Annotated in this window: 16 protein-coding genes; 11 read left to right on the forward strand and 5 right to left on the reverse strand. The window is 40.4% G+C overall.

The annotated features are described in order from the left end of the window. The first annotated feature begins 414 nt into the window (after window positions 1–414). The 10 genes from F7R24_RS14205 (at window position 415) to F7R24_RS15025 (ending at window position 13,786) form a co-directional block, all read left to right on the forward strand. Window positions 415–3,345, forward strand: a complete 2,931-nt coding sequence (locus F7R24_RS14205) for a PhnD/SsuA/transferrin family substrate-binding protein (RefSeq protein ID WP_151671926.1) — start codon at window positions 415–417, stop codon at window positions 3,343–3,345. Continuing rightward, window positions 3,338–6,133 carry an EAL domain-containing protein gene (locus F7R24_RS14210; protein ID WP_151671927.1) on the forward strand — a complete coding sequence of 932 codons (2,796 nt, stop codon included), beginning with the start codon at window positions 3,338–3,340 and terminating at the stop codon, window positions 6,131–6,133. Before F7R24_RS14205 ends, F7R24_RS14210 begins: the two co-directional genes overlap by 8 nt. Window positions 6,134–6,198: 65 nt before the next feature. Then, entirely contained in the window at window positions 6,199–8,109 is a 1,911-nt protein-coding gene (locus tag F7R24_RS14215; protein WP_151671928.1) for a sensor domain-containing diguanylate cyclase, read from the forward strand. Between the two features lie 37 nt (window positions 8,110–8,146). Continuing rightward, window positions 8,147–10,210, forward strand: coding sequence for a two-component system response regulator (locus F7R24_RS14220; protein WP_151671929.1), 2,064 nt, complete (start codon window positions 8,147–8,149; stop codon window positions 10,208–10,210). 680 nt (window positions 10,211–10,890) lie between these two features. Beyond that, entirely contained in the window at window positions 10,891–11,229 is a 339-nt protein-coding gene (locus tag F7R24_RS14225; RefSeq protein ID WP_206057570.1) for a ribosome small subunit-dependent GTPase A, read from the forward strand. 589 nt (window positions 11,230–11,818) lie between these two features. Then, entirely contained in the window at window positions 11,819–12,280 is a 462-nt protein-coding gene (locus F7R24_RS14235; RefSeq protein WP_151671931.1) for a CIA30 family protein, read from the forward strand. Between the two features lie 89 nt (window positions 12,281–12,369). Beyond that, the gene (locus F7R24_RS14240) at window positions 12,370–12,843 is read left to right on the forward strand and encodes a DUF427 domain-containing protein (RefSeq protein WP_151671932.1); all 474 of its coding nucleotides are present in this window, start codon (window positions 12,370–12,372) and stop codon (window positions 12,841–12,843) included. Window positions 12,844–12,849: 6 nt separating this feature from the next. Further along, a complete protein-coding gene (locus F7R24_RS14955) occupies window positions 12,850–12,915 on the forward strand; it encodes a helicase C-terminal domain-containing protein (protein WP_338087116.1) in 66 nt (21 codons plus the stop codon). A gap of 181 nt (window positions 12,916–13,096) precedes the next feature. Continuing rightward, window positions 13,097–13,648, forward strand: a complete 552-nt coding sequence (locus F7R24_RS14245) for a pyridoxamine 5'-phosphate oxidase family protein (RefSeq protein ID WP_151671933.1) — start codon at window positions 13,097–13,099, stop codon at window positions 13,646–13,648. Window positions 13,649–13,699: 51 nt separating this feature from the next. Then, window positions 13,700–13,786 (forward strand): DUF4113 domain-containing protein, encoded by an 87-nt coding sequence (locus F7R24_RS15025; protein ID WP_151671939.1) that lies wholly within the window; start codon window positions 13,700–13,702, stop codon window positions 13,784–13,786. A gap of 67 nt (window positions 13,787–13,853) precedes the next feature. On the opposite strand, the gene F7R24_RS14255 is transcribed toward F7R24_RS15025, so the two are convergent. The 4 genes from F7R24_RS14255 to F7R24_RS14270 all read right to left on the reverse strand — a co-directional run bounded on the left by F7R24_RS14255 (window position 13,854) and on the right by F7R24_RS14270 (window position 16,118). Then, window positions 13,854–14,381: a YgjP-like metallopeptidase domain-containing protein gene (locus tag F7R24_RS14255; protein WP_151671934.1), complete on the reverse strand. Its 528-nt coding sequence runs from the start codon at window positions 14,379–14,381 to the stop codon at window positions 13,854–13,856. Between the two features lie 25 nt (window positions 14,382–14,406). Next, window positions 14,407–14,538, reverse strand: a complete 132-nt coding sequence (locus F7R24_RS15030; protein WP_420812992.1) for a type II toxin-antitoxin system RelE/ParE family toxin — start codon at window positions 14,536–14,538, stop codon at window positions 14,407–14,409. A gap of 195 nt (window positions 14,539–14,733) precedes the next feature. Then, entirely contained in the window at window positions 14,734–14,988 is a 255-nt protein-coding gene (locus F7R24_RS14265; RefSeq protein WP_151671935.1) for a type II toxin-antitoxin system ParD family antitoxin, read from the reverse strand. A gap of 692 nt (window positions 14,989–15,680) precedes the next feature. Further along, window positions 15,681–16,118, reverse strand: coding sequence for a hypothetical protein (locus F7R24_RS14270; protein WP_151671936.1), 438 nt, complete (start codon window positions 16,116–16,118; stop codon window positions 15,681–15,683). Window positions 16,119–16,413: 295 nt separating this feature from the next. On the opposite strand from F7R24_RS14270, the gene F7R24_RS14275 reads away from it, so the two are divergent. Next, window positions 16,414–16,968, forward strand: coding sequence for a recombinase family protein (locus tag F7R24_RS14275; RefSeq protein WP_151671937.1), 555 nt, complete (start codon window positions 16,414–16,416; stop codon window positions 16,966–16,968). A 31-nt stretch (window positions 16,969–16,999) separates the two neighbouring features. On the opposite strand, the gene F7R24_RS14280 is transcribed toward F7R24_RS14275, so the two are convergent. Next, window positions 17,000–17,368 (reverse strand): gamma-glutamylcyclotransferase family protein, encoded by a 369-nt coding sequence (locus F7R24_RS14280; RefSeq protein WP_151671938.1) that lies wholly within the window; start codon window positions 17,366–17,368, stop codon window positions 17,000–17,002. Window positions 17,369–17,500 lie beyond the last annotated feature (132 nt).

Below are 17,500 nucleotides of genomic sequence, written 5' to 3' on the forward strand. Positions count from 1 at the left end.
TATTTACTATATATTAACAATGATGCGAAAATAAAATTCGATTCAACCTAAATTTTAATCTATATGTCAATCAATAGCCCAGTCATTCCGAAAAGGGGAACTAGCTAACTAAGTCACTGTTTGATATTCTCAATAAATCAAGACATCAATTTCTTAATAATCATCACCATATTTAACTATTTATCTTCTTTCAATAGCATCTAACTAATAATTAAGCACATATTTCATAAAACTGATACATTTCAAGGAACAAATGATACATTTGCTAAATTATTGTGCTTAGTCATGCTTAAGACCCCACAATTAGTGCTATGTTTGCTTGTGTTGATTAGATAACTATGAATATACAAATGATGACAACGAGCAGCTTAAATCTATCAATTGAAACATCATTACAAATGACACAGCACAATTATGGCTACTAATTATATAAATTTATTAAAGTGTTATTTACTAGATTATTGGTATTGTATATCTAGGGTAACATCTCAAATATCAACTCGTTTTTTATCAAATGTATTTTTTACAACATTCATACTTTTTCAATCTGGTTTTCTATTAGCTGATTCCGTTGTTTCTGATTCTAAGCCTAAAGTACCCTATCAATTTGGCGTGTTTGCGTACAAAGGTGTGGAACAAACACGCTTAGAGTTTAATCCGATAGTCAACGCTATCAATCGGCAGTTGATCAATATACAAATTGAGTTACAAGTACTCACTCATGAGCAAATTTACCAAGCATTAGAGAATAAAACCCTAGACTTCGTCTCTACTAACCCTACCCACTTTTTAGTTGCAAGGCATCATTATGATGTTAGTGGTGCATTAGCAACCCTTGTCAGAAACCATGATGGTATTCCTATCAATTCCTTAGCAGGAGTGATGATTACCAAAGCTAACAACACTCATATTAACAATCTGGATGATATTCAAGGAAAGCGCATAGCGGCACCGGGTCCTGAGTTTATGGGTGGGTATCGCGCACAACTTTATGAATTATTCTTAGCGGGTATATATATTGATGAAAAACAGATCTATTTTACTGGAAGCCATCGTGAAACAATTGACGCTATTCTTGAAGGAGATGCCGATATTGGTTTTGTTAGAGACGGAATTTTAGAAACACTATCCTTGAATGGCCTTATAGACATAAACCAGTTCAAAGTAGTGAATGTCCAATATAGACCTGACTTTCCTCATCTAATTTCAACACATCTCTATCCTGAATGGCCTGTCTTTGCGTTACCTCATGTAAACGAATCATCGAAACGCTATGTAACCTCAGCGATGCTAAACATAGATTTTTCTGAGTTAATTAATATAGATAATCCTATTATTGGTTTCACCATTCCTTCTGATTACTTAGGTGTTGAGACTCTGTCTCGCGCACTCAGATTACCTCCATTTGAAACGTTAGATGTAATCACATGGAAAGACTTAAAAGTACAATACGGTGGTGCTATTAGGTGGATCCTCTTTCTGATCATAACTCTGATAATCAGTTTAATCGCTTTAATTATCTTCGCTAAAAAATCTCGTCAAGATCGACTTTACAGTGACGAATTACTGGCATGTCAAGATGAGATGGTACTCATACACAATGGAGATGAACTCATCAATGCTAGTGGTGGATTTCTGTCATTTTTTGAAGGGTATTATCACTCGCTGGATGAGTTCAAACGAGACTATCGATGCATTTGTGATCTGTTTGTTGAAAAAGAAGGCTATTTACTCAATCAGCAAGGTATACAGTGGATAGAAATCATTCTCGCAGAGCCTAACACCACTCACAAAGCGATTGTTCGTTTTCAAGGAAAGCAAACCTACTTCAAATGTCATGCTGTCTATTCGCTTAAATTAAAGGTTTATGTAATAACATTAGTAGACATTAATGACTTAGAGCATCTCAATCAGAAACTCCGTCAACAGACAACCATAGCGGAGCAAGCGAATAAAGCTAAATCTAACTTCTTAGCCAATATGAGCCATGAAATCAGAACTCCTATGAATGGCATCTTAGGCTTAAGCGAGCTTGGACAAAGTGAAAATGACGCATCTAAACTGCATATTTTACTTAAAAAGATTCATATATCAGGTTCTTTGTTGCTCAATCTTATCAATGATATTCTCGATATATCCAAAATTGAAGCAGGTCAACTCAAACTGAGCCCACAGCCTTTTTGCCTGAATCACCTTTTGGATGGATTAATCGAACTTTACCAACCACAAGCTCAAAAAAAACACATTTTGCTTAAGTATGAAATATGCCCGCAGCTTGAATCAGGATATCTAGGTGATGATTTAAGACTACGGCAAATCTTAACCAACTTAGTCTCTAACGCGATTAAATTTACCGCACAGGGTTCCATCTCTCTGAGAGTGATGGAAACGCCTAATCATGGCCCAATTAACGCAGAGCACCAGGCATGGCTCCGATTTGAAATTCAAGATACCGGTAAGGGAATTAGCTTAGAGCAACAAAAACGCTTATTCAAAAAATTCAGTCAAGCAGATGATAGTATCACTCGTGAATTCGGAGGCACGGGTCTAGGACTCACTATCAGTCAAAAATTAGTTCAACTGATGGGCGGCGCAGAAATTTCACTACAATCTGAGTTAAATCAAGGTAGCCTTTTTTCATTTAGTCTACCTTTTGAAGTTCTAAGTCCAGAAAAAAAGCAACAAATTACCATTGACCACGCTATAAATGTCTTATCCAGTGAGTATCAAGATACACAACTCAATGGTCATGTATTGTTGGTCGAAGATAATGAAATCAACCAAGAAGTGGCAGGTGAGCTACTTAATCAGTTAGGTATAACTGTCGATATTGCCAGTAATGGTGAAGTGGCCGTCAACAAGGCACAAAATAATGCTTATGACCTTATCCTAATGGATATCCAAATGCCAATAATGGGTGGATATCAAGCAACCCAGTATATCCGAAAATTTAATGCCACTGTTCCCATCGTAGCATTGACAGCGGCTGCAATGATTGAAGATAAGCAAAAAGCGATTGATACTGGTATGAACGATCATTTATCTAAACCCATCAATAAGCAACAATTAATCAATGTATTACAGCAATGGTTAAAACCTAATCTAGGACAAAATACAGAAAAACAGGCTGTTTATCTCATCGCTCATTCAGATATATCAATACTAAAAAAACTAAGCCAAAGCTATGAAAAAAATGCAAGTGTCAGGGTAGCATCAAAATTTAAAAAAGCAGAAGAAATACTCAAACAACAATCGGATATTACGCACGTTGTGATAGCTAAGGACTGGGCTGAAGATACATCGACATGGGTAACTGACTTTGCAGTTGAGGTTTGCTATGTTTAAGCATCCTTTTGTTGTCATAGTTAAGACATTTTTACTGGCTGTAATACTGCTGTTACCGCCAACAAGTGGCTACGCCCATGATCACTATTTTGTTACTCATTCTGACAAAGTCTACAGAGTCGGTGTGCTTTCATTCAGAGACAAAGAGACAACTTATCGGCGCTGGCAACCCTTAGTAAACTATTTATCCTTGAGCATTCGTAATGCTCATTTTGAATTAGCTGTCTATCATAACGATGAGATGGAAACAGCAGTCGCTAATCGTGACATTGACTTTATTTTGACTCAACCCGCGCAATACGTTCTTCTGACTTACCGACACCAACTCAGCTCTCCATTAGCCTCTTTACTCAACAAAGAAAGTGGTCAATCCGTTGATAAGTTTGGTGGCGTGATATTTACCCGAAGCGATAGAAACGATATTGCCACATTACGAGATGTCAAAAGTAAGAAAGTAGCTGCTGCTTCACTGACAAGTTTAGGGGCTTTTCAGATGCAAGCATACGAATTGCTCCAACAGGGTATTCGTCTGCCTAATGACGTGACGCTTATGGTCACAGGTCAGCCACAAACAAACGCAATTGATGCTGTATTGTCTGGACAAGCCGATTTGGGTTTTGTACGAACAGGCGTTATTGAAGGTCTTTCAGATCAGGGACGGCTGGATGCTTCACAACTTAAACTTATTAATGCACAACGTTTTCCCAACTTTCCTTTTGCTAGCAGCACTCGTTTATACCCTGAGTGGGCGTTTGCTGCGTTATCACATGTTGATAATTGGCTTAGTCGAGAAGTCGCTTCATTATTACTGGCCATTCAACCTGACAGTCAATTAGCAGGTTTAACTGACAGCGCAGGGTTTACCATTGCAGGGGACTATCGGTCGATTGATCGATTAATGCGTGATTTACGCTTAGAACCTTTTGATGATTTTGAGTTAAACATCCGAGATATTATCGATTTGTGGTTTACTGAAATACTGATCGCTATCTTAGTGTTTCTAGCGCTTATTTCTTCACTTTTTTTTATTCTACTGAAAAGTCAAAGACAGTTATCAAATGAGCGATATCAATTACAACACGCCTTAGATCAAGTCCGACTATTCAACCACGCTATCGATCAGAGCCCAGAGTCTATTGCGATTACAGATCTTCAAGGGCGTGTTATCTACATAAACACTAGCTTTGAACAAATGACAGGTTACAAAAGTGAAGAAATGCTAGGGCAAAATCCAAGGCAACTTAAATCCGGTCAAACAACTCAAACAGTTTATAAAGAATTATGGGAACATCTTAACAAGGGTAAGATTTGGCGAGGTGTGCTGTATAACAAACGAAAAAATAATCAGACATACCCCAGCCAAGCGATCATCTCTCCTGTTAAAGACCATCTCGGTAAAACTACCCATTACTTATCCATACAGCGCGACATTTCTATCAAAATGCAGCAAGAGCAACGTATAGATGAACTACTCTATCGCGATGAAGTAACTGGGCTGGCCAATCGCAACAAACTCATTAAAGTAATGCTAGTTGCCTTAAGCCGCTATGAAGGGATGGCGGTGAAAGGGTGCTTGTTGATGATGAATATCTCACGTTTTAAATTCATCAATCAAATACAGGGAGTCGATATAGGTGACAAGGTACTTCAAATTGTCGGACAACGACTTGAACATACATTTAAAGATATAGGCACTGTCGCACGTTTAACAGCTGATCAGTTTGCTGTCTTTTGTGAAAACAAAGCACTATTCAGTGAAACAGACGATTGGCTGATGATGCTAGGACAGAGAATGCTATCCGTTGTTGACTCGACTATCGAAGTACAAAACGAAATATTTAATCTTGAGTCAGATGTTGGTGTTGCAGCACTTGAGACTGATCAGTCTGTGCATTCCAGCGATCAAGTTATCAACCATGTGTTCAGCCATGCTGAACTAGCGCTGAAAAAAGCACGCGGCAATGCTCATCGAAGTTTAGAAGTCTTTAATCCACAGCTGCTGTCAGAAACGATCGAAAAACATCAATTAAAGCTTGCCTTGCAAAACGGTATCAATAAAGGTGAACTGCGCTTATTTGTTCAACCTCAAGTCAATCAGCAACATAAAATCGTCGGTGTTGAATGCCTGGTTCGCTGGGAGCATCCTGAAAAAGGACTTTTACTCCCCGGAAGCTTTATCAGCATTGCCGAAGAGTCACACTTAATTGTACTTCTGGGCAACTGGGTTTTAGAACAAAGCTGCATATTACTAGCACAGATACAATCAATTAACCCTTCGCTTAAAGTCGCCGTAAATGTAAGTCCTCGACAGTTTGGGCAAGTCGATTTTGTAGAGCAATGCCTAAACTTCGCATCAGATACGGGGGCTAATCCAAACGGATTGATGATTGAAATTACCGAAAGTCTATTCCTGGATGACTTTGATGCAGTGGTTGCAAAAATGGAGCAACTGAAACAGCTAGGTATACGAATCTCCATTGATGACTTTGGTACAGGGTATTCATCCTTAAGCTACTTACAGCACCTCCCGATAGATGAATTAAAAATTGACCGTTCTTTCATTCTTGGTATGAATAATGATGGTAAAGAGCGCAGCTTAGTGGCGTCTATCTACGCGATGGCTCAACAATTGCAACTGCAAGTGGTCGCTGAAGGGATAGAAACTCATGAACAAAGAGAACAACTCAGAGAGTTTACACAGCTGGAAATGCAAGGCTTTTTATTTGCGCGACCCTTAGATCATGGCAACTGGTTTAGCAATTGGATAAATAATGATGATACTCAATGATCAAAAAATTAGCTGAAAATACATGTTTATGAATATGTGTATAAATCTAATAATAGGAGGGTTAGATGAATGATCTAAGTCAATCTTCGTCTGCTCAAAAACTACTTGAAGCATCAGCTGAACAGTTACCCATGCCAAGCGGCGTTGCACTGGCCATTATGCAAGCCTGCGAAGATGAAAACACCACTCTGCAGCAGATTGCCAAACTGGTTCAAATGGATCCATCACTGAGTGGTAATATTTTAAAACTGGCAAATTCAGCAGTGACTGGACGAAGACCTGTCGCATCAGTTCCTGAAGCTATTGTAAGAGTGGGTATGCAGACGGTTGCGCAACTTGCGGTGGCTTTTTCACTGATTGGTAATGACACGATATCTAACTGTCCTGCATTCGATCATCAGAAATATTGGACGCGATGTCTTTTAATGGCAGTTCTTTCTCGCAATCTTGCTAAAACCACACAAATAGCCCCCCCGGATGATATATTTGCCTGTGGTCTTCTTGGTCGCATAGGCATTCTTGGGCTGGCCACAGTATACCCAGAGGCTTACTCAGATGTTCTCTCAAAACCAGAACTTGAGCAAACACTCGTCGAAAAAGAACTATTCGGGATTTGCCACAATGAACTATCACGGGCGATGATGATAGACTTTTGTGTTCCTGCAGCCTTAGCAAACCCAACACGTTACTACGAGGAGCCAAAGCAATCAGGCTTTGAGCTTCAATCTAGACCGTACAAAATTTCATTAGTACTACATTTAGCCTATCGTCTTTCTGAAGTAGCCATTTCTGTTGATGGTAAAATATCCACCGATAACTCTATCATTCAAAATATCTGTACTGAACTAAAAATTGAAGAGCAAACCATTGATCTTATTTTCAATAATTCACGTGATGAGTGGATAGAATGGTCTGAAATATTTCAGTTAAAGGCAGATGGAATAAAAGATTATCAATATCTAAAGGTTGAGGGTGATGATCAAACGACATTTAGTGAAATAAATACCAACTTAAATACTGATCTACTCAAACCAATCATTGTTATGGACGATAACTTACATGCAGTATTTAAGACATTGCTTAACCAATTGGGTATAAATTATGTTTACTGTAAAAAAATATCTTCTGCAGTTCAGCTAGCAATTAATGGAGAAGTTAATACTTTTTTCATATCTCAACATGATCACAAATTGATGGAACTACTTCGTGGTGCCAAACAATGTGATGTAAGCTATGTTTTTTTTGTATTAGATAAACAAGACGCTGAGCTTGAGGCTAAAGCATATCTTGCGGGTGCAGATGATGTTATCACTGTTAATATCTTATCAAGGGACTTAGAAGCTCGTTTGCAACCTGCAGTTCGGATGATTAAACGCTATGAACAATGGCGTAACGATCAAACAGAATTACGCCGTATTGCAAGAGAGTTATCGTTATCTCATCGACAACAACAGCTTCTGGCATTAACTGATCAGTTGACAGAGCTACCTAATCGAAGGGCAGCTATGGATGAACTTGAAAAGGTTTGGAAACTTACTCATAGAAAAAAAATGCCCTGTTCATTACTTATTATAGATATAGATCATTTTAAAACTATAAATGATAATTTTGGGCACGATGTTGGTGATGAAGTATTAAAAACTGTTGCAGATATATTGAAAAAAAATACCCGAGGTGAAGATACAATTGCACGTATAGGTGGAGAAGAGTTTTTATTAATAAGTCCTGACATGCTCATACGCGAAGCCTTAATAAGAGCAGAGCGTTTACGTAAAACTATTGAAAAATCTACGATTAATACTGAAGGTCACACTATAAATTTAACGATAAGTACTGGGATATCTAGGACCGAGAACGCCATGAGAAACAAAGAGGATCTTATAATTTCCGCTGACAAAGCGCTTTACGCCGCTAAAAAGAATGGTCGGAATTGTATTGCATTAAACGTAAATGGTGAAATAAAAATGGCAAGGTGATTTAAACTCTTATTAATACAACTAAATTATTAAAAATATGACAAAAATACTGATTGTTGATGATGCTAAAATAGAACGCTTCAAAATCGTAAGTTTTTTTTCAAAGCTGGATTTTTTTGTTATTGAAGCATCAGATGGTAAGGATGGCATAGATAAATTTTTATCGAACCAACCTGATTTGGTTCTGATGGATGCCAATATGCCAGTTTTGAACGGCTACGATGCCATTCGAATAATTCGAGAACACGAAGTAACAATGGTAACGCCTATTTTAATGCTAACTGCCGATGATGATTTATCCGCAATAGAGCAAGCATTTGAAGCCGGTGCTAACGACTTTTTCCCTAAGCCGATTAATTTCCCACTTTTGCATCAACGTATTCGTTACGCACTTCGTGATGCAACACGTGAACGAGAACTGATGCGCATCACGGGACTTCAGGAGACAGCCCGAATCCTTGCGGGTCTTGCTTTCTGGGAAATAGATATGACTAACCAGCAGATGCGCTGGTCAGATGATGCGAACAATTTATTGCATTGGATTGGTACACTTCCCAATACATTTGAAGGCGGTATGCAAATTATTCATCCAGATGATCGTCAGCGTATGATTCATGTATTCGAGGATGCAGCAAAAACTGGAGCTAAGTTTGAATTAGAAGTGCGATCTCCAGCGCAAAAACAAGATCGTATTTTAAAAATTGTTGGTCAGATCAATAAAGTTCAAAAACTCTTTGTCGGAGCTATACAGGACGTAACTTCTCAACGTCGACTTGAGCAGCAGGTGAACTACCTTGCATTTCATGATGCCATTACCGGCCTGCCCAATCGAAAACTATTCCTGCGTGATCTTGAAGAGAGTTTAGAGTTAGCAAGTGTCAAAAACGCACGGATTGTCGTTGGTGTATTAGAGTTAGTAAGATTTCAGCAAATATCGGAAACCTATGGTGTTGAAGTTGCCGACCAACTTTTGATCAGGCTGGTATCTCAACTTCGCGGTGAGCTATTACCAAATACCTTAATTGCACGAATGGATGGCGGAGTGTTTGTATGGCGCACACTGCTTGATAATGATAGCGATGATGAGCATATTTCTGCAGAGATAAATAGTTGGCTAGCTCAGCTCAATCGCTCATGGGTTTTAGGCGATCGTGAAACTTACCTAACTTTTACAGCAGGTATTAGCATAGGTCCAGACCATAGTGGGTTAGCAAGTGAACTCTTTAGTATGGCTCATCGCACCCAACGACTGCAAAAACCGACTGCCAATGTCACCCTGGGATTTTATACCGACCGTAAAGATGAGGGCTTGCAAAATCGCTTGAAAATGGAGTCTGATCTTAGGGTGGCGGTTGCCGAAAAGCAGTTTTACTTGGTCTATCAGCCGCAAATTGAATTAAGTAGTGACCGTGTAGTCGGTGTTGAAGCATTGTTACGTTGGCGTCATCCACAAGGTGAGTCTGTTGCCCCTTTTCGGTTTATTCCGATCTTAGAAGAGATGGGGTTAATCAGTGAATTAGGAGATTGGATTATCGAGGAAGCCTGTCGTCAACAAGTGCAATGGACAGCTGAAGGATACCCTTTGAGGATGGGAGTCAATCTATCCCCCGTCCAGTTCGATCAAGCAAATTTGCCTAGTAAGATTCAAGCAATCGTTACTAAAACGATGATTGAGCCTCATCAACTAGAGTTAGAGATTACTGAAAGCCTTGCGATGCATAATCCTGAAGAGACTATAGAAACGCTGCAACAGTTAAGAAAGTTGGGTTTCAAGATTGCTATAGACGATTTTGGCATAGGCTTTTCGTCACTGGAATATTTGCTTCGCTTCCCGTTAGACACACTCAAGATTGATCGAGCTTTTGTAAAGGATATCACTCAGGGAAGAAGCGACAGAGCGATTGTTCGAGCCTTAACATCCCTCTGTCAAGGACTTGGACTCACTACCATTGCCGAAGGTGTTGAAACACAGCGGCAACGAGACTACATCGATGCACTAGGTGCCACCGAAATACAGGGATATTTAATTTCACCCCCCTTAGAACCAGAGGTATTGATCAATTTAATTAATAGCTTACCTAAGGGCTTGGAGGCTTTATGAGATGTGATGGAATGTTTGATTGATGGGTCTAGGGGATCGTTAAGCCGCATCGAATAGCAATTGATCAATTTAAGATCAATGATTGCAACGCAACATATCATGCATCTTATTGATCAATTCATCCCGTAAATGATACAGCTCATCCAAACGAGCTAAGGCTTCATCTTCAAAACCTTCATCGTGAAGATGAAATAACTCGTTCCATAAAGAGTGTAACTGTTGGTGAAGTTCGTCAATATCAGAAAAGTAGGATTGAGCATGTAGTCAAACCTTACGTTCTGTAAACAACCACTTACCAAAACCACATTGACTTTGATCAACCGGCGGCGGTGTTGAACATTCGCCGTTTAGATAACAATTAAGTTCGTTTGCCACTAAGCATGGACTCAGTGCAATAGTAGTCTTGTCAGACTGAACGTTTTCAATCATTTTGTTAAATTCTAACTGAATCAAGGAGTGCTTAATGGTTGTAACTCTCACCCACCCGGCTAAGGCAGCGATTTAAATTAAACGTTTACCTTTTTGATTTAACCTGCCTTTACCCGGTGTTATCGAACCGGGATCTCTGATGACCGACCTATACGGTTAATCCTTCTCTATTACAGAGCTACTAAACATTTTTACTTTGTGTGCAGAAGAAAATGAAATGAACTTATCCTCAAGATTACTTCGACTGGGGGATGGCAGACTTTTTTTCAACAACAACTGATACACCCGGCATACGCGAACTCCAGTTAATTGATTGCGATGATGGTATTCGCCATACATTTGCTGATATTGACGCATTAGCAACCCAGTGTCGCTTTAATAATTGTAAGTATTTAGCTAAACCGGGATGTGCGGTGCAACACTCTATTGCTCAAGGGACGTTAGATGCTAGGCGACTCACAAACTATCAGAAACTAAATGAAGAACAGGCGCGCAACTCCGCAAGTCTTAAAGAGAAACGAACTCAGGAACGACAATTTAGCAACATGGTGAAGTCGGTAAAAACGCTTAAAGCAAACAAAACGTATTGATTGTTACGATACACGCCACCGTCTTGGTGGCTTTTTTTTCACTGAGTCATATCAACCACCTATAATCCTTAAATAAGTATCTATAGGAATACTCAGATCGCCTGCGAATACTTTGTTGAAGGGTCTGACCCTACTCATGTACCGTATACAAGGTAACGGTTTAGAAATATGAAACCACCAAACAAATATAAACCTATGATAGCTAAGCTTAAAGGAAAGCGAGACAAGGGTCGGTTGTAACCGACAAGCTATCCGTCCTTTGTTAAAAAAGGATTTCTCGCGAACTGTGCTATGAATTACAAACACGCCATTGTGAAATTTGAAGGACCTGTTGTCACCCTTTTCTGTAACGGCTGTGGAGTCGAGATTTCACAGGGTAGCAAACACGAAGACCGCCAACATTTATGTACAATGTGCATGAGCGGTAACTGCAAAGCAAAATTCAAAACAGGGATACAACGAGATCGTAATTCGAAAGATTCCAACAGCAAAACATGCGGTTAACGCTAGACTGTTATTAAAGTACTCCCTACCCTGACATGGTACTTCGTTGAAATAATAAAACAAATCAACTAACTGGATACTCCGCATGGCTTTAACAAACGCTTGGCACTTTTTTACTGATCAAGTCATGGGCGGCATCTCATCGGGTCAAATCAGCCATCTCAAGGAAGAGGATGAGCATTTTGTCAGAATGGCTGGAAATGTCAGCACTGATAATCGTGGTGGTTTTATCCAAATGCGGCAAGAACTAGTTGCAGCACTTCCTGAAAATACACAAGGTATCAGGATAATTGCGCGCGGCAATCAACAGCAATACTTTGTCCATCTCAAGACTCGCGGATCGCTTCTACCTTGGCAATTTTATCAATCAGGTTTTGAAGTGACTGAACAATGGCAAGAAATACACCTACCTCTCAAGCATTTTAGCGCCAAAGGTAGCATTATCAGCAAAAGCTTAAACGCAACCTCAATCAAATCAGTTGCCATCGCTGCTTATGGTCGTGATCACGAGGCTTTAATTGATCTGAAAACTATCGATTTCTACTAAAAATAGTAACCTGATTTGATTGGCAATCTTATCAGCACATTTGACCGTATTGATTTGTAAATAATTAAGCGCGATGAAAGGTGTATTTTATGAAGTCATTACCCATCGAAAATGTGCAAAACTACCCTCGCCCTCCAGCACTTGAACTCGTAGAACAGCGAATCATCATTCGCCATGCGGGTGAACTGATCGCTCAATCAGATCGCGCCTATCGCGTGATGGAGACTCACCATGCCCCCACCTATTACCTGCCAGTAGACGATATTCTGGCCACACTAAATCCAGTCAGTGGAAATACCTTTTGCGAATGGAAAGGTGTGGCTCGCTATTTTGATCTGATCACACAGCAGGGTTCAGTATCACGCGCCGCCTGGACCTATGAAAATCCGACTCAGACATTTACACCTATCGCAGGCTATATCGCATTTTACGCTGGCAAAGTGGATGAAGCCTGGGTCGGTGATGTTAAAGTGATCCCTCAGCCGGGTGATTTTTATGGTGGCTGGGTAACACCGAACCTTGAAGGGCGTATTAAAGGTGCTCCCGGCACAAATCATTGGTAGCTAGGCATTCGCAAGTTTATTCAAGCGGCCGGTCGATTAATCCGAACACCTGATGACCAAGGAGTCATTTAGTTAATCGATGATCGATTCGATTGCCGAGAAGTGATTTCTTTGTTGCCTGAGTGGTGGAGTGACTATCACGCTTGATTTCATAGACATTTATCAACCTTTTGTTTAGTACCCACTCACAATTTCGCGTAACTTAGGATTGTCTGTTTTGAGATCAGGTTTCAATTGAACGAGATTTTTCATAATGAACTCATACTCAAATGAACTAGAGGGAATCCAATCGATCATATGGCACGAACTTCAATGTGCTGTCTCGAATCGACAACACGGTTGGCGAACAATGACACTCGCCTCTCTATCTTGTGATGGCTTGCCCGATGCTCGTACAGTGGTTTTAAGAGAGGTCGACCCTGTTGAACAACAATTGGCGATCTATACCGACAAGCGAAGTCCTAAGATCTTGCAAATGACTCAACACCCAAACGTCTCTTTAGTGTTTTGGTGCTCAAAGCTTAACTGGCAACTTCGCATACAAGCCATTGCCAACACTTGCCACGATCCAGAAAGAGCCTTGCGAGTATGGCAACACGTGCGTGATACAGCGGGTGCACAAGACTACCTTAGCCTTCAAGCGCCAAGCAGTCCGATAAAAGAAGATGGACGGCTTTGTGAAGATAAGAACCAGTTGTGTATCATCAACTTCAATATTCAATCAATTGACTGGTTAAGTTTGAGTCGTGAAGGACATCGCCGGGCTAAAATCGAAAATGGACAGCTAACGTGGTTAACTCCGTGAACGTAATGATCAGCTTGATCTGCTCCCCACATATCACAGGTGTAAAGCCAAATATCCGTTAGATTCGATAAGCGGGATGGCATCTCGCAAAGCTGGCAGATGAAACGTGAAAACTTATCACCCTGCTACACCACGTGACCAGGTGCTGAAGTGATTTGCCGAAGGTTCGATAATAGATCGGAGATATGCGAGCGAATATCGCCTATCAATCAGTTAACCTAGCCCATAAATCCCCGTATCGATCCCGATGACAAAGGTACAAGCGAAGATCAAATTCAAGTTGATGATACTCAGGTTCCATGTAGCAACAGAGCTTGTAAAACGCTTTATCATGCTCTTTTTCCCGTAAATGAGCGAGTTCATGAACCAGAATCATGCGTAAAAATGGCGCTGGAACTTTACGAAACAAAGAAGAAATACGAATCTCATTTTTCTTCTTTAATTTAGCTCCCTGCACCCGAGATACATAGGTGTGAAGGCCTAACGCATTATTAATAATATGAATTTTATCATCGTATACCACCTTACTGATCGGTGGTGAGCTACGCATATATTGATTTTTGATACCTTGGGCATAGTCATACAAGGCTTTTTCTGACACCAAATCATGTAGTTGAGGATATTTATTCTGCAACCAAGTGCCAGATTGATTGCTGTCTAATAACGCCAGCGCCTGCTGCTGAACCTCTGGACTGTAGCCACTCAGATAATTGACTATTTTCGGCTGACTCATAAAGTAGTACTTCTGACAATTATTGTTAGTAGTCCAAAACCCGTTTGGGGGCATCCATCTCGGCGTGTAAAACACGAACAACAAGTACTTCTGACGCTAACACTCGATAGTAAACTGAATGATGCTCGACCTGCAATCTTCGGTACCCGGAAAGCACATAAGTGTAATCAACACCAAGCAATGGATAAGTGATAAGTGATAAGTGATAAGTGATAAGTGATAAGCTGATTCATACCTACAGCAAACTGATCCAAGTAATGATCAGCTTGATCTGCACCACACATATCGCTGGTGTAAAGCCAAACATCCGTCAGATCAGACTCAGCTTTGGGCGTGATACTTAGACTCAGTACTAATTGGCTGCCTTCTTCAGTTTACGACCAGCTGCTTTGATGGAGGATATATCTAATGGCTTCGGTTTACCGCTTAACTCACCATCAGAGAGCGCTTGCCTGAGTGAAGAAAGGCGCTCCTTCGCCTGCTGATCTCTTCGAATGAGATCACGAATATACTCACTATCATTACCAAAGTGACCGCTTTCAATCTGAGTTTTTACCCAGTCATCCTGCTGCTCAGTCAAGGTGATGGTTTTTCTATGCATACCCATGTTCAGCACATATCGAATTACAACGCATGATATTATCACACTCTTAACAAAGCCTATTGCAACCTCGTGAACACACCAGTTACCTCAACTGTAAAAGAAGTTACAAAGGTAAGTAGGATGCCCTTTGCACAGTCTCCAACAACTGTATTCTTCATAGAGAAGACATTCCTAAAAGTGTTAGTAAGCTGGTAATCAAAAGTGAAAGCGTTGCTGATGAAGTCAACCGAATTGTTGGCTACTCTAAAGTAGGATCAATGCTTTCCACAAAACCATTTTTCACTGAACAGGAGCTTATAAACATCGGTAAGTTTTTACTGGAATGATGTCTATCCAATGCAATGAAAGACGGGTCATCTTCAATATACCCAGAAGAAAAATCAGGATCTGAAGCAATTGAAAAACCCATCGAAACCAAAATCATGGGATCCTTAGGGATAGATAATAGGACTGAAGGCCAGTGTTTACAGGGGATTGGGGATGTTGTGGGAAGTGGTGAAACAAGTGATTGGTGGAGTCTAGGGGGAACTATCCCACTTTCGGGGATCGAACTCTGTCCATAAGCATATAACCCTATGAAACAACCATTTACAAATAATCACTGACCGTTATCTAAGTAACAACATTGAAAGATATGTTGATTTTGAAGACCAATTGTACCTAAAAGTGTCCCGTTTTGTAATCTCATCTAATGACTAGCGAGGATTGAGCAACGGCTTCTGATTCACTAGTTCACCTGATCTGGCTAGAACTTCAAGGGCATATGCTTCTGAGCTACTATCTACAACAGTGTATTGATACTCAAGGTGGTGATGTATGAACTGCTTAGTAAGTCTATCAAGTGTTAGCTCACCACTGGCAAAGCTCTGAAGATCATCTTGCTGCAAGGTTGGTATCACCAATCGGTTTGCCACATAGACACAGAACTGATCACCACTCAATCTTCCTGATGCATGACTGTTCAATCTAGTAATAAGGCCAAACTTCCTTTTGTGGGTATTCTTCTCGATCTCACGGCCAGACATGCCACAGTAGATTAGCTCCTCTCCTTTCCATATGAGGTAAACACCAGCAGCTACTGAGGGGACTTGGTTGCTAGACCATTCTGAAAAACGAAATCTTGGTGAAAACATGAGTGGTACAAACCTTGAAGTAATTGACGTTGATAGCATTTGTAGCAAACAGCCATAGATAGTTAAGAACTATTATCATCGATATAAGGTGTTGTCCACTTCTGGCATAGAAACCACATCATCTAAATCAGCTGCTGCTCTAGCAATCATCAACATTTTCATCTATCTAAAAAAGTACACTTTTCTAGACACTCATCAATGCCATGAAATTACTGTCTAACAACTGTTGATAAATACTTATTAGACAGGCTATACTTAATAGACACGTTATTAGACAGATTTAGGGGCATCAGCCATGGCAACGATCATTTACACACGAGTTAGCACGAAAGAACAATCTGTCGATGCTCAGGAGCAAGCTCTCTTAGACACTTACCAAGTTGATAAGAGTTTTTCTGATAATGGAGTATCAGGAGCTGTTAACGCTCTAGAGCGAGAAGGATTCAAAGCTTGCTTCGACTACCTTCGAGAGGGAGACACTCTAGTTGTTGCCGCTGTTGATCGTCTTGGACGGAACACCATCGATATTCTCAACACTGTTGAGGCTCTAAAAGCTAAAGGTGTTAGTGTTATCTCTAAGCGTGAAGGGTTCGATCTATCTACTCCTATTGGTAAAGCCATGCTAACCATGCTATCAGCCGTAGCAGAACTAGAAAGGTCTAATATTAAGGAGCGCCAGCTATCTGGCATTAAGAAAGCAAAATCTTCTGGCGTTAAGTTTGGTAGAAAACAGAAAGCAAACGCTGAAGAAGTTAAAAAATGGAGGGAGGCTAACAAAGCTTCCCTAGCTTTGACAGCTGAACACTTCGGGCTATCTAAAGCCACCGTCTGCAACTACTTAAAGAGCTAATCTCTTTTCTGACTTGTCTGGTGCTGTTGCCCTACACTTGAGGGCACCAATTACCGGACACAATCACTTTATGAGGCTCGACTTCTCTGTTGAACTCATACACCCAAACATCACCATAAGATGATTCAACCTCAACACGAAGATAGAAGCTTTTGTGTGGTTCTTCTGCATTGAACCCTTCTAACTGATCAAGTCGGTGAAGCTGTTGAGTGTTGACTCTGTAGATCTCTACAATAACGCCATCAGATTCACCGCGCTTGATAGCAGGGAATGCCCCTAAGTCATACAGGGTGAAGTCAAAAAGGAAGTCCTCCCCAACAAACTCCGCCCCATAAAGAAGGTCATGGTTGAAATGGCCTCGCTTCAGAGAGCCGTAAACCGCTACCAAATGTTCAAACATTACATTTGTAAACGCTGCTCTAAAACCGCGTATATTTGCCGAATATCTTCCTCGTTAGTTTTTTCCTAATTTCACTTAATGTGTTCGACGGATTCAGTTTTGATGAGTGAATGGGTATTTGTTGGAGAATAG

The sequence above is a fragment of the Nitrincola schmidtii genome, from assembly GCF_008973715.1.
Lineage (GTDB): Bacteria > Pseudomonadota > Gammaproteobacteria > Pseudomonadales > Balneatricaceae > Nitrincola > Nitrincola schmidtii.